We start from the raw sequence: 14718 nt of genomic DNA on the forward strand, positions 1-14718 counted from the left end.
ATGCATATCCGATACTGCAACATTTTTAAGATAAATTGTAAATCAATCAACTAGCACAGTTAATTTAAACTAAAGGAGGTAGGCTCCTTGATTGATGTAAATAAATTCCATTACATGAAAATAGGACTCGCTTCACCTGAAAAAATTCGTTCTTGGTCATATGGTGAGGTCAAAAAGCCAGAAACAATTAACTACCGTACGTTAAAACCAGAAAAAGATGGTCTTTTCTGTGAAAGAATTTTCGGGCCAACAAAAGACTGGGAATGTAGTTGTGGGAAATACAAACGTGTACGCTATAAAGGTATGATTTGTGACCGTTGTGGTGTTGAAGTAACAAAATCAAAAGTACGTCGTGAACGTATGGGACATATCGAATTAGCGGCACCAGTGTCTCACATTTGGTACTTCAAAGGGATTCCAAGCCGTATGGGTCTCTTATTAGACATGTCACCACGTGCATTAGAAGAAGTCATTTACTTTGCTTCTTACGTTGTCGTTGATCCAGGTCCAACAGGCTTAGAAAAGAAAACATTACTATCAGAAGCAGAATTCCGTGATTACTATGACAAATTCCCGGGTCAATTCACTGCCAAAATGGGTGCAGAAGGGATCAAAGACTTATTAGAAGAAATCAACTTAGATGAAGAGTTGAAAATGCTTCGTGATGAGTTAGAATCTGCGACAGGTCAACGTTTAACACGTGCCATCAAACGTTTAGAAGTTGTGGAATCGTTCCGTAACTCAGGAAACAACCCAGCATGGATGATTTTAGATGTACTCCCAATCATCCCACCTGAAATCCGTCCAATGGTACAACTAGATGGTGGACGTTTTGCGACAAGTGACTTAAACGATTTATATCGTCGTGTTATCAACCGTAACAACCGTTTAAAACGTTTATTAGATCTAGGTGCGCCTGGTATCATCGTACAAAACGAAAAACGTATGTTACAAGAAGCTGTTGACGCATTAATCGATAATGGTCGTCGTGGTCGTCCAGTAACAGGTCCAGGTAACCGTCCACTTAAATCACTTTCACACATGTTGAAAGGTAAGCAAGGTCGTTTCCGTCAAAACTTACTTGGTAAACGTGTAGACTATTCTGGTCGTTCAGTTATCGCGGTAGGACCAAACTTGAAAATGTATCAATGTGGTCTGCCAAAAGAAATGGCATTAGAATTGTTCAAACCGTTTGTCATGAAAGAACTTGTACAACGTGAAATCGCAACAAACATCAAAAACGCGAAAAGTAAAATTGAGCGTACAGAAGATGAAGTTTGGGACGTATTAGAAGATGTAATTATCGAGCACCCAGTATTACTTAACCGTGCACCAACGTTACACAGATTGGGTATCCAAGCGTTCGAGCCAACTTTAGTTGAAGGCCGTGCGATTCGATTACACCCACTTGTAACTACAGCTTATAATGCCGACTTTGATGGTGACCAAATGGCGGTTCACGTACCGTTATCAAAAGAAGCACAAGCTGAAGCACGTATGTTAATGCTCGCTGCTCAAAACATCTTGAACCCTAAAGATGGTAAACCAGTTGTTACACCGTCTCAGGACATGGTTTTAGGTAACTACTATTTAACATTAGAGCGTAAAGATGCAGTCAATACGGGTATGATGTTCAATGATACGAATGAAGTCATTAAAGCTTATGCGAATGGACATGTTCACTTGCATACACGAATTGGTGTTCAAGCGTCATCATTTAACAACCCAACATTTACTGAAGAACAAAATCGCAAAATCTTAACAACTTCTGTCGGTAAAGTGATCTTTAACGAAATTATTCCTGATTCATTTGCATATATTAATGAACCGACAGCGACGAACTTAGAAAAGAATACGCCTGATAAATATTTCATTGATGCGTCTGAACTTGGAGAAGGTGGTTTAGCAGAGTACTTTGAAAACACTGAACTCGTACCACCATTCAACAAAAAATTCTTAGGAAACATTATCGCAGAAGTGTTCAATCGCTTCAGCATTACAGATACGTCGATGATGCTTGACTTAATGAAAGACTTAGGTTTCAAATACTCTTCTAAAGCAGGTATTACAGTTGGTGTAGCTGACATCGTTGTATTACCAGATAAAAAAGAGATTTTAGACGAGTCTGAGAAATTAGTTGAACGTGTACAAAAACAATTTAACCGTGGTTTATTAACAGAAGAAGAACGTTACAATGCGGTTATTGAAATTTGGACAAATGCGAAAGATAGAATTCAAGCGAAACTGATGAAGTCTCTTGATAAAACTAACCCTATCTTCATGATGAGTGACTCTGGTGCCCGTGGTAACGCGTCTAACTTTACGCAACTTGCCGGTATGCGTGGTTTAATGGCCGCTCCATCAGGTAAAATCATCGAGCTTCCAATCACATCATCATTCCGTGAAGGTTTAACAGTATTAGAGTACTTTATCTCGACTCACGGTGCGCGTAAAGGTCTTGCCGATACAGCACTTAAGACTGCCGATTCAGGTTACTTAACACGTCGTCTTGTTGACGTTGCTCAAGACGTTATTGTACGTGAAGAAGACTGTGGTACGGATCGTGGCTTACTCGTTTCAGATATCAAAGAAGGTACAGAAATGATCGAACCATTTATCGAACGTATTGAAGGTCGTTATTCTAAAGAAACAGTACGTCATCCAGAGACAGACAAAATCATCATTCGTCCGGATGAATTGATTACACCTGAAATTGCCAAAGAAATTACAGATGCAGGCATTGAAGAAATGTACATCCGCTCTGCATTTACATGTAACACACGTCACGGTGTATGTGAAAAATGTTACGGTAAAAACTTAGCAACAGGTGAAAAAGTCGAAGTCGGTGAAGCAGTCGGAACTATCGCTGCACAATCTATCGGTGAACCAGGTACACAGTTAACAATGCGTACGTTCCATACAGGTGGGGTAGCCGGAAGCGATATCACGCAAGGTTTACCGCGTATCCAAGAGATTTTCGAAGCACGTAACCCTAAAGGTCAAGCAGTGATCACTGAAATTGAAGGTGTCATTGATAACATCACAGTGGGTAAAGATAGACAACAAGAAATCGTTGTTAAAGGTGCTAATGAAACACGTTCTTACCTTGCATCAGGTACATCACGTCTGAAAGTCGAAATCGGCCAATCTGTTGCACGTGGTGAAGTCTTAACGGAAGGTTCAATCGAGCCGAAAAACTTCCTTTCTATCGCTGGTTTAACAGCTACAGAAGAGTACTTACTTAAAGAGGTACAAAAAGTTTACCGTATGCAAGGTGTAGAAATCGACGACAAACACGTTGAAGTGATGGTGCGTCAAATGTTACGTAAAGTACGTATCATTGAAGCTGGTGACACGAAATTATTACCAGGTTCACTTGTTGACATCCACAACTTCACAGATGCTAACCGTGAAGCATTCAAAGAGCGCAAACGTCCAGCAACTGCAAAACCAGTATTGCTCGGTATTACAAAAGCGTCTCTTGAAACAGAAAGCTTCTTATCTGCAGCATCATTCCAAGAAACAACACGTGTCTTAACTGACGCAGCGATTAAAGGTAAACGTGATGACCTTCTTGGTCTTAAAGAAAACGTTATTATCGGTAAGTTAATCCCTGCTGGTACAGGTATGAAACGTTACAGTAAAGTTGATATTGAAAAGGATGAAGTGACACAGCCAGGTCTTGAAAATCAAGTGACTGTGGAATAACATTTCATTTCCAGTGAGTTGAACAGAAGTCATCGTTATCGGTGACTTCTTGTTCGAACTGACTGTGAAAATATTGAACAAAATCACAGAATATTTTCGAATAACTGTTGACGAACGATTTGCTAAGATGATAATATAGTAAAGGTTGATGCAAGCAGTACTTTGGAGGATATGTAAATGTCTAATGAAAAAGTCACACGCTTTGACAAACAAGCCTACGTGGTTGGTCTGAAGGAGACGTTAAAAGCGCTTCGTGATCAACGCGTAAACAAATTGATTATAGGCGAAGATGTGAATGTGCATTTGCTCGCTCGCGTGTTAAGCTTTGCCAATCAAAATATGATACCTATCGAATTCTTTTCAAGTCAACAAGCACTTGGAGAATATGTTGGTATAAATGTAAAGGCAACAGTCGTTGCTTTGCTCAAGTGAGATTAGTAAGTACTTTACTTACTAAATTTTATTTAACCAAAAAATGAACCACCTGGATGTGTGGGATTAAGAATTGAAGAGAGGAGGAAACTTGAATGCCTACTATTAACCAATTAGTACGTAAACCAAGACAAAGCAAAACTAAGAAATCTGATTCACCAGCTTTAAATAGAGGTTTTAACAGTCAAAAGAAACAATTCACTAAATTGAATTCTCCACAAAAACGTGGCGTATGTACACGTGTGGGTACAATGACTCCTAAAAAACCAAACTCAGCGTTACGTAAATATGCACGTGTGCGTTTATCAAACAACATTGAAATCAACGCATACATCCCTGGTATCGGACACAACTTACAAGAACACAGTGTTGTACTTGTACGTGGTGGACGTGTAAAAGACTTACCTGGTGTGCGTTACCATATCGTTCGTGGTGCATTAGATACGTCAGGTGTTGACGGTCGTATGCAAAGCCGTTCATTATACGGTACTAAAAAACCTAAAAAATAAGATTAAAAGATTGTAAAAATCATATTTAATCATGATGAAAGAAAACAAATAGACTATAATAGGAAGGGAGGACTTGTATTATGCCTCGTAAAGGATCAGTACCTAAAAGAGATGTGTTACCAGATCCAATTCACAACTCTAAGTTAGTAACAAAATTAATCAACAAGATTATGTTAGATGGTAAACGTGGAACTGCTCAACGTATTCTTTACTCAGCATTCGACTTAGTTCAAGAACGTTCTGGTCGTGATGCAATGGAAGTTTTCGATGAAGCAATCAACAATATTATGCCAGTACTTGAAGTTAAAGCTCGCCGTGTAGGTGGTTCAAACTACCAAGTACCTGTAGAAGTTCGTCCAGAGCGTCGTACTACTTTAGGTTTACGTTGGTTAGTAAACTATGCGCGTCTTCGTGGTGAAAAAACTATGGAAGAGCGTTTAGCTAACGAAATCTTAGACGCAGCTAACAACACTGGTGGTGCAGTTAAGAAACGTGAGGACACTCACAAAATGGCTGAAGCGAACAAAGCATTCGCTCACTACCGCTGGTAAGATATTTGCGAATTCCCTGAGCAATTTCTGTATAGTGCCATCAACTTGCTTTTAAGCCGTTGATTGAACAGTTCTATACATGCTTAGGGTAAAGCTATATCTAACCATATAATCCTATATTCTGGAAGGAGAAAGAATACCCATGGGAAGAGATTTTTCTTTAAAGAACACTCGTAATATCGGTATCATGGCACACATCGATGCTGGTAAAACGACGACGACTGAACGTATTCTTTATTACACTGGACGTATCCACAAAATTGGTGAAACACATGAAGGTGCTTCACAAATGGACTGGATGGAACAAGAGCAAGACCGTGGTATTACGATCACTTCAGCGGCAACAACTGCTGAATGGAAAAATCACCGTGTAAACATCATCGATACACCTGGACACGTAGACTTCACTGTTGAAGTTGAACGTTCATTACGTGTACTTGATGGTGCGGTAACAGTTCTTGATGCGCAATCAGGTGTAGAACCTCAAACTGAAACAGTTTGGCGCCAAGCAACAACTTACGGTGTACCTCGTATCGTATTTGTAAACAAAATGGACAAAATCGGTGCTAACTTCGATTACGCTGTAAGCACTTTACATGATCGTTTACAAGCAAATGCTGCACCAATTCAATTACCAATCGGTGCTGAAGATGAATTCTCAGCTATCATCGACTTAGTAACAATGAAATGTTTCAAATACAATAATGACTTAGGAACTGAAATTGAAGAAGTTGAAATTCCTGAAGATTATCGTGAGCGCGCTGAAGAAGCACGTGAAGCATTGATTGAAGCTGTTGCTGAAACAAATGAAAGCTTAATGGAAAAAATCTTTGACGAACAAGAAATCACTGTTGATGAGCTTAAAGACGCTATCCGTCAAGCTACAACAGATGTTGAGTTCTACCCAGTACTTTGTGGTACAGCATTCAAAAACAAAGGTGTTCAATTAATGTTAGACGCAGTAATTGACTACCTTCCATCACCTTTAGACGTTAAACCAATCGTTGGTCATCGTGCGGATAACCCTGATGAAGAAGTGATTGCTAAAGCGGATGACGATGCAGAATTTGCTGCATTAGCATTTAAAGTTATGACTGACCCTTATGTTGGTAAATTAACTTTCTTCCGTGTTTACTCTGGTACTTTAACTTCAGGTTCATACGTTAAAAACTCAACTAAAGGTAAACGTGAACGTGTAGGTCGTATTTTACAAATGCACGCAAACTCACGTGAAGAAATCAGCAGCGTATATTCTGGTGATATCGCAGCAGCTGTAGGTCTTAAAGATACTGGTACAGGTGATACACTTTGTGGAGAGAAAAATGACATCATCCTTGAGTCAATGGAATTCCCAGAGCCAGTAATTCACTTATCAGTTGAACCTAAATCAAAAGCTGACCAAGATAAAATGACACAAGCGCTTGTAAAACTTCAAGAAGAAGACCCTACATTCAAAGCGCACACAGATGAAGAAACAGGTCAAGTTATCATTGGTGGTATGGGTGAGCTTCACCTTGACATCATTGTTGACCGTATGAAGAAAGAATTTAATGTAGAAGCAAACGTGGGTGCACCAATGGTATCTTACCGTGAAACATTCAAGACTTCTGCAGCCGTTCAAGGTAAATTCTCTCGTCAATCTGGTGGTCGTGGTCAATATGGTGATGTTCACATTGAATTCACACCAAACGAAACAGGCGCAGGTTTCGAATTCGAAAACGCTATCGTTGGTGGTGTTGTTCCTCGTGAATACATCCCATCAGTTGAACAAGGTCTTAAAGACGCTATGGAAAATGGTGTATTAGCTGGTTATCCATTAATTGATGTTAAAGCTAAATTATTTGATGGCTCATACCATGATGTCGATTCATCTGAAATGGCCTTCAAAATTGCTGCATCATTAGCACTTAAAGAAGCTGCTAAAAAATGTGATCCAGTTATCTTAGAACCGATGATGAAAGTAACTATCGAAATGCCTGAAGAATACATGGGTGACATCATGGGTGACGTTACTGCGCGTCGTGGACGTGTAGATGGTATGGAACCACGTGGTAACGCACAAGTTGTTAATGCTTATGTACCACTTTCAGAAATGTTCGGTTACGCAACTTCATTACGTTCTAACACGCAAGGTCGCGGTACTTACACAATGTACTTCGATCACTATGCAGAAGTACCTAAATCAATTTCTGAAGAAATCATTAAAAAGAACAAAGGTGAATAATTCCTCATCTAAGTTTGACGTGTCGCCCTTGAAGGTAACTCAAATAGCGACTGGTTTTTAAATTGATTTTTTTCAAGAAATGATTTATAAAGGAAATAACATTATCTATCTCATGTTGGTGAGTAACTTTCATGAGAGATATTAAAATTATAATTCTTAATCAAAGAGGAGAGATTTCATAATGGCAAAAGAAAAATTCGATCGCTCAAAAGAACATGCCAATATTGGTACTATCGGTCACGTTGACCATGGTAAAACTACTTTAACAGCTGCTATCGCAACTGTATTAGCAAAACATGGTGACTCAGTTGCACAATCATACGACATGATTGACAACGCTCCAGAAGAAAAAGAACGTGGTATCACAATCAATACTTCACACATCGAGTACCAAACTGACAAACGTCACTATGCACACGTTGACTGCCCAGGTCACGCTGACTATGTTAAAAACATGATCACTGGTGCTGCTCAAATGGACGGTGGTATCTTAGTAGTATCTGCTGCTGACGGTCCAATGCCACAAACTCGTGAGCACATTCTTTTATCACGTAACGTTGGTGTACCAGCATTAGTTGTATTCTTAAACAAAGTTGACATGGTAGACGACGAAGAATTATTAGAATTAGTAGAAATGGAAGTACGTGACTTATTATCTGAATACGACTTCCCAGGTGATGACGTACCTGTAATCGCTGGTTCAGCATTAAAAGCTTTAGAAGGCGATGCTAAATACGAAGAAAAAATCTTAGAATTAATGGAAGCTGTAGACACTTACATCCCAACTCCAGACCGTGACTCAGACAAACCATTCATGATGCCTGTTGAGGACGTATTCTCAATCACAGGTCGTGGTACAGTTGCTACTGGCCGTGTTGAACGTGGTCAAATCAAAGTTGGTGACGAAGTTGAAATCATCGGTTTAACTGAAGAATCTTCTAAAACAACTGTTACTGGTGTAGAAATGTTCCGTAAGTTATTAGACTACGCTGAAGCTGGTGACAACATTGGTGCTTTATTACGTGGTGTTGCACGTGAAGACATCAACCGTGGTCAAGTATTAGCAGCTCCTGGTTCAATCACACCACACACAAAATTTAAAGCGGAAGTTTACGTATTATCAAAAGACGAAGGTGGACGTCATACACCATTCTTCTCTAACTACCGCCCACAATTCTATTTCCGTACTACTGACGTAACTGGTGTTGTAAACTTACCAGAAGGTACTGAAATGGTAATGCCTGGCGATAACGTTGAAATGGAAGTTGAATTAATTTCTCCAATCGCTATCGAAGACGGTACACGTTTCTCAATTCGTGAAGGTGGACGTACTGTAGGATCAGGCGTTGTTACTAACATCGAATAATAATCTATCTTTAATCAAAGATAAAAAAGAGTTGGCCTCGGCCAACTCTTTTTGTTTGCTTTAAAACGTTACTCAGCTTCTTTAATATCCTCACTGATGTTTTCATAATCAATATGTGCCTCTGTAAACGAACGATGATCTATTGGAAAGTGTTGCGCTAACGTCTCAAAATCTTGAATTTCCACATCAGCCTCTTCAATATGAAAGTCTAACACATGACCACCGAATGTCCGTGCATCATCGACAAAGTGTATATGAAAACCACCTGCACCAATACCATGAAACAGTTCGGGTGTGTAAAAGCCAATCAATGTACCTGAAATGTTAGTGCGTGTATATTCGGGTTGTTGCTGCGCTGACTCAATTAAGCGACGGTATGGCGGTGTTTGCCCAGGCATCATTCGGACGTGCATGTGTTGAAATGATCCAGTAATTTTAACGGCTGAAAATGCATTTTGACTGCACATATGCGACCGTACAGTATCTAATACGTGTTGTGCGGATTGATGGGTCGCATGAAACGTATGATGTGCTTGAAAATGTGTAATGGTCGCAAAAGGGGTGAGTTCTTCTCCAGTGAGTTGTGTAAATTCGTTTTGTGCATTGGCGTGAAATGCTTGACCGTCTATAAAAATCACTTCACCATCTGAGCCTTCTAGCGTACCTAATCCTGAATCCCCGTGATCGAGTATATTTTGAATCGTTGTAGTACCTTCTAATAAGCCTGCCATAAGTGTGCCAAGTGTACCATGTTGATAAAGTGTATCTCTCATCGTAACATTCCTTTCATTGTGAATTGATTTAGAGAAAAAAACATCGCAGCAACTATGAAAAGAAACTGCGATGTGATTGTTAAGTTAATCTTTGAATATGCCTTCAAGTTCTAAAATCTTCATAAAAGTGCTCACGGCATATTTCATTGCATCTTCGTCAATATCAAAATGTGGGCTATGGTGTGGCCAGTCTGTTCCTTTTTGCGCGTTACCACAGCCAGTTAAGAAAAATGCGCCAGGTCTAGATTTTAAATAAAACGAAAAGTCTTCACCTACCATCATTAAATCAGACTCTTGATATCGGAAGTTTAATGCATGGGCCGCATTTTTAACGACATTTGCTGATGCTTCATGGTTATAGACAGGTAAATAGCCTTTAATGTAGTCAAACGTATAAGTGATGTCGTTGGCGAGCGCAAGTCCTTGGAGTAACAGATCCATCTTGTGATAAATATGAGCCTGGACCTCTGTTTCAAATGTACGCACAGTCCCACGACATGACGCTGTATCAGGGATGACGTTATCTGCTTCACCGGCTTCAATTTTACCGAATGAAATGACGGCTTGTTTCACAGGGTCTAACGTGCGAGAAACGATTTTTTGTGCGCTTAAAATAAACTCTGCAAGGATGACAATCGGATCAATCGTTTCGTGTGGCTTAGCACCATGGCCGCCTTTACCGTGAATGATAATGTTAAATTCATCGGGTTGTGCCATCATCGGACCTGGTCGTGTGTGAATCGTCCCAGTTGGATAACCACTCCATAAATGATTACCGTATATTTTGTCGACACCCATTAAGGCGTTGTCCGCAATCATTTCTTGTGCACCACCAGGCATCACTTCTTCACCATATTGGAATATTAAAACGACTGTTCCTTTTAACTGAGACTGATGCGCGTGAAGTAATTCAGCGACAGTCAATAAAATGGTTGTATGGCCGTCATGACCACACGCATGCATCACACCAGGAACTTGAGAACGATAAGGCACTTCTTTTAAATCTTCAATTGGGAGTGCATCAAAATCCGCACGTAATGCAATCGTTGGACCTGATTCATCTCCTGTTATTCGTGCAATGATACCGTTGCGACCGACTTTTTCATCAATTTCAAAATTTAATTGTTGCAGTCGTTGTAGAATATAAGCATGTGTTTTTGTTTCTTGAAATGACAATTCAGGATGTTGATGCAAATAACGCCGTGTTTGAACCATTTCCTGTTCTTTGTCATATGCCAATTGGAACCAATCCGTCACGATTACTCTCTCCTTAAATACGGTTATGGCATTTATTATACACCCGCTTTTAAGTTTGTTCAAAATGCGTTATGATTAAGAGGATTTAAAATGTGAAAGGGGAAATTCAGGTGGTACAACAATTAAACGACTTTCTAGATGAAAATTTGAACCATTTAAAAGAAAATGGGCTGTATAACGAAATTGATACAGTTGAAGGTGCGAATGGGCCAGAAATTCAAATCAATGGCAAGAAATATATCAATTTATCTTCAAACAACTATTTAGGTTTAGCGACAAATGAAGATTTAAAAACTGCAGCAAAAAATGCGATTGATACACATGGTGTCGGTGCTGGTGCGGTACGTTCAATCAACGGAACATTAGACTTACATGATGAGTTAGAAAAGACGTTAGCTGAGTTCAAAGGGACAGAAGCTGCAGTGGCGTATCAATCAGGCTTTAACTGTAACATGGCAGCTATTTCAGCTGTGATGAATAAAAATGATGCGATCTTATCTGATGAACTCAACCATGCGTCAATTATTGATGGGTGTCGTTTATCCAAAGCGAAAATTATTCGTGTGAACCATTCAGATATGGATGATTTGCGTCAAAAAGCAAAAGAAGCTGTAGAGTCAGGACAATACAATAAAGTAATGTACATTACTGACGGTGTCTTCAGTATGGACGGGGACGTTGCCAAATTACCTGAAATCGTCGAAATTTGTGAACAATATGGCATTATGGTGTATGTGGACGATGCACACGGTTCAGGTGTGATGGGTAAAGGTGCTGGTACGGTGAAACACTTTGGCTTACAAGATAAAGTTGACTTCCAAATCGGTACATTATCAAAAGCGATTGGTGTCGTCGGTGGTTATGTTGCCGGTTCACAAAAATTGATTGATTGGTTAAAAGCGCAATCACGTCCATTCTTATTCTCAACGTCATTAGCGCCTGGAGATACGAAGGCGATTACTGAAGCCGTGAAGAAATTAATGGCATCAACAGAATTGCATGATCGTTTATGGGAAAATGCAAATTATTTAAAAGAAGGCTTGTCACGTTTAGGCTTTGATACAGGTCAATCTGAAACACCGATTACACCTGTCATTATTGGTGATGAAAAGAAAACACAACAATTCAGTAAACGTCTCATGGAAGAGGGCATTTACGTGAAATCGATTGTGTTCCCAACTGTTCCACGTGGTACAGGTCGTGTACGTAACATGCCAACTGCTGCACATACAACAGAAATGTTAGATCAAGCATTAGAAGTGTATGCGCGTGTCGGTAAAGAACTCGGTATTATTGAATAGCATATGTAGTCGGGCAGTGCATCTTAGGGTGTGCTGCTTTTTTCATTTTTTGCTATGTCTACTGTATTTTAGTGTATGCTATACATGTACAAGAAAGCGCTTGAGTGATATAATCTGAGTGTATATGATATGAAATGACTGTACATAGAGTACATATGTCCGTGTGAGAGAAACAGATTGGAGATGGAAGATAATGAAAAGAATTATGATAACCGGTGCTTTAGGACAAATTGGAACGGAATTGGTTGCAAAATGTCGCGAAATTTATGGTAATGAAAATGTGTTAGCCACAGATATTCGTGAACCAGAAGCGGATTCCGTTGTGGCAGCGGGACCATTTGAAATTCTCGACGTCACAGATGCTGACAAAATGGTGCAATTAGTAGAATCATTTAAGCCTGATACATTGATGCACATGGCGGCATTGTTATCAGCGACATGTGAACAAAATCCGTTACTCGCGTGGAACTTGAACATGGGTGGTTTAGTGAACGCGTTAGAAGCAGCACGTGAGTACAACTTACAATTTTTCACGCCAAGTTCTATCGGTGCGTTTGGGCCAGACACACCTAAGAAAAACACAGCACAAGTGACGATTCAACGTCCGAATACAATGTACGGCGTCAACAAAGTATCAGGTGAATTGCTATGTGACTATTACTTCACGAAGTTTGGCGTAGATACGCGTAGTGTGCGCTTCCCAGGGCTCATTTCATATATTAAAGAACCGGGTGGTGGCACAACAGATTATGCGGTAGACATTTATTTCCAAGCAGTGAGAGAGGGCAAATATACAAGCTATATTCAAAAAGACACATATATGGATATGATGTTTATGGACGATGCGATTGACGCGATTATTCAATTAATGGAAGCAGACGGTGGTAAGCTTATCCATCGTAATGCTTATAATTTGAGTGCGATGAGCCTTGAACCTGAAATGATTAAAGAAGCGATTCAAGCACATATTCCAGATTTTGAATTAACGTATGATGTCGATCCAGTTCGTCAAGATATTGCGGAAAGTTGGCCGGATAGCATTGATACAAGTTGTGCACGTGGTGAATGGGGCTTTAATCCACAGTATGACTTAGAAAAAATGACAGTACGTATGCTTGAAGGTATCCGTGAAAAAGAAAGTCATAAAGCATAAATTATAAAAAAGTAGTGCGAGATGAAGACATGTTACCGTGTCACCATTTCGCACTATTTTTTGTGGTATCGCTCTCTTGTGTAAATGCAATTGATCATGCATATGTAAAAAAGAAAAGTCAATTATTTTAATTTTCGGAATACTCATTGAATTATAGGTCGGTCATTGCTATAATGGTTAATATTAAATTTTACATATTGGAGGAATAATCATGTCAGAAAACATCGAGTTAAAAGTGAGCCCGGAACTAAAGGAGAAACCTGATTTTAGTCAACTCACTTTTGGAGAAATCTTTACCGATTACATGTTGAGTTTTGAATATTCATTAGATCAAGGATGGCACGATTTAAAGATTATTCCTTATGGTCCAATTGAACTATCTCCAGCTGCACAAAGTATCCATTATGGACAAGCTGTTTTTGAAGGGTTAAAAGCTTATAAACATGATGGTGAGGTTGTCTTATTTAGACCTGAGGAAAACTTCAAACGTATTAATCAATCATTAGAGCGATTAAAGATGCCACAAATTGATGAGGCGTTATTATTAGAAGGATTAAAGCAATTAGTTGATGTCGATCGTGAGTGGGTGCCAGATGGTGAAGGTCAATCATTATATATCCGCCCAACTGTTTTCGCGACACAAGGTGTATTAGGTGTCCATCCTTCTCATGAGTATCGCCTATTAATCATCTTATCGCCATCAGGTTCTTATTATGGTGGAGACTCATTACGTACAACGAAAATTTACGTAGAAGATGAGTATGTACGTGCGGTACGTGGTGGTGTTGGTTTCGCCAAAGTAGCTGGAAACTATGCGGCAAGCTTACTCGCACAAGCCAATGCGAACCAACTCGGCTTTGACCAAGTGTTATGGTTAGATGGTGTTGAACAAAAATACGTTGAAGAAGTAGGGAGCATGAACATCTTCTTCGTTATTGACGGTAAAGTGGTGACGCCATCATTAAATGGTAGTATTTTACCAGGTATTACACGTAAAACTGTTTTAGAATTAGCCGAATCACTAGGTTATGAAACAGAAGAGCGTCGTATCTCTATTGAAGAATTGTATGAATTACATCAAAGTGGTGCACTTACAGAAGTGTTTGGTACAGGGACAGCGGCTGTTATCTCACCAGTAGGTACATTACAGTATAGAGACGAAGAAATTGTGATTAACAACAATGAAACAGGTCCAGTGACGCAAAAATTGTATGACCATTACACAGGCATTCAAAGTGGCAAATTGGAAGATCCACACGGTTGGCGCGTGGTTGTTCCTCGTTATGATAGATAATGAAAATCAAAAGCTAGAAATCCTGATTGAAAGGGTTTCTAGTTTTTAAATTTATTTTTGAAATTATTTTATATACTATTAATGAAATGGTATATAGGTGACGCTAGGATGATGGTACTTATTTGACTAAACGTGATAAAATACTAGAGA

At 39.4% G+C, this 14718-nt stretch carries 11 protein-coding genes; 9 read left to right on the forward strand and 2 right to left on the reverse strand.

Annotated elements, in window-relative coordinates; genetic code table 11:
- Positions 1–87 precede the first annotated feature (87 nt).
- The 6 genes from rpoC (at position 88) to tuf (ending at position 8790) form a co-directional block, all read left to right on the forward strand.
- Entirely contained in the window at positions 88–3708 is a 3621-nt protein-coding gene (gene rpoC, locus CD138_RS10245) for a DNA-directed RNA polymerase subunit beta' (protein ID WP_019169063.1), read from the forward strand.
- Between the two features lie 177 nt (positions 3709–3885).
- On the forward strand, positions 3886–4140 hold the full coding sequence (locus CD138_RS10250) for a ribosomal L7Ae/L30e/S12e/Gadd45 family protein (RefSeq protein WP_019169062.1): 255 nt from the start codon (positions 3886–3888) through the stop codon (positions 4138–4140).
- Positions 4141–4235: 95 nt separating this feature from the next.
- The gene (gene rpsL, locus CD138_RS10255; protein ID WP_014614747.1) at positions 4236–4649 is read left to right on the forward strand and encodes a 30S ribosomal protein S12; all 414 of its coding nucleotides are present in this window, start codon (positions 4236–4238) and stop codon (positions 4647–4649) included.
- Between the two features lie 80 nt (positions 4650–4729).
- The gene (gene rpsG / locus CD138_RS10260; RefSeq protein WP_014614746.1) at positions 4730–5200 is read left to right on the forward strand and encodes a 30S ribosomal protein S7; all 471 of its coding nucleotides are present in this window, start codon (positions 4730–4732) and stop codon (positions 5198–5200) included.
- A 142-nt stretch (positions 5201–5342) separates the two neighbouring features.
- A complete protein-coding gene (gene fusA / locus CD138_RS10265; RefSeq protein ID WP_019169061.1) occupies positions 5343–7424 on the forward strand; it encodes an elongation factor G in 2082 nt (693 codons plus the stop codon).
- Positions 7425–7605: 181 nt separating this feature from the next.
- Positions 7606–8790, forward strand: a complete 1185-nt coding sequence (gene tuf, locus CD138_RS10270; RefSeq protein ID WP_019169060.1) for an elongation factor Tu — start codon at positions 7606–7608, stop codon at positions 8788–8790.
- 68 nt (positions 8791–8858) lie between these two features.
- Here the strand turns inward: tuf and budA are convergent, their stop codons facing one another.
- Both budA and CD138_RS10280 read right to left on the reverse strand, forming a co-directional pair.
- The gene (budA, locus tag CD138_RS10275; RefSeq protein ID WP_019169059.1) at positions 8859–9563 is read right to left on the reverse strand and encodes an acetolactate decarboxylase; all 705 of its coding nucleotides are present in this window, start codon (positions 9561–9563) and stop codon (positions 8859–8861) included.
- Positions 9564–9647: 84 nt separating this feature from the next.
- Entirely contained in the window at positions 9648–10820 is a 1173-nt protein-coding gene (locus tag CD138_RS10280; RefSeq protein WP_019169058.1) for an amidohydrolase, read from the reverse strand.
- 110 nt (positions 10821–10930) lie between these two features.
- On the opposite strand from CD138_RS10280, the gene CD138_RS10285 reads away from it, so the two are divergent.
- From CD138_RS10285 to CD138_RS10295, 3 genes are all read left to right on the forward strand, one after another.
- On the forward strand, positions 10931–12121 hold the full coding sequence (locus CD138_RS10285; RefSeq protein WP_026066893.1) for a glycine C-acetyltransferase: 1191 nt from the start codon (positions 10931–10933) through the stop codon (positions 12119–12121).
- Between the two features lie 193 nt (positions 12122–12314).
- A complete protein-coding gene (locus CD138_RS10290; RefSeq protein WP_026066892.1) occupies positions 12315–13274 on the forward strand; it encodes an L-threonine 3-dehydrogenase in 960 nt (319 codons plus the stop codon).
- A gap of 211 nt (positions 13275–13485) precedes the next feature.
- On the forward strand, positions 13486–14568 hold the full coding sequence (locus CD138_RS10295) for a branched-chain amino acid aminotransferase (protein WP_019169055.1): 1083 nt from the start codon (positions 13486–13488) through the stop codon (positions 14566–14568).
- Positions 14569–14718 lie beyond the last annotated feature (150 nt).

It is taken from the genome of Staphylococcus intermedius NCTC 11048 (genome assembly GCF_002902385.1).
GTDB classification, from domain to species: domain Bacteria; phylum Bacillota; class Bacilli; order Staphylococcales; family Staphylococcaceae; genus Staphylococcus; species Staphylococcus intermedius.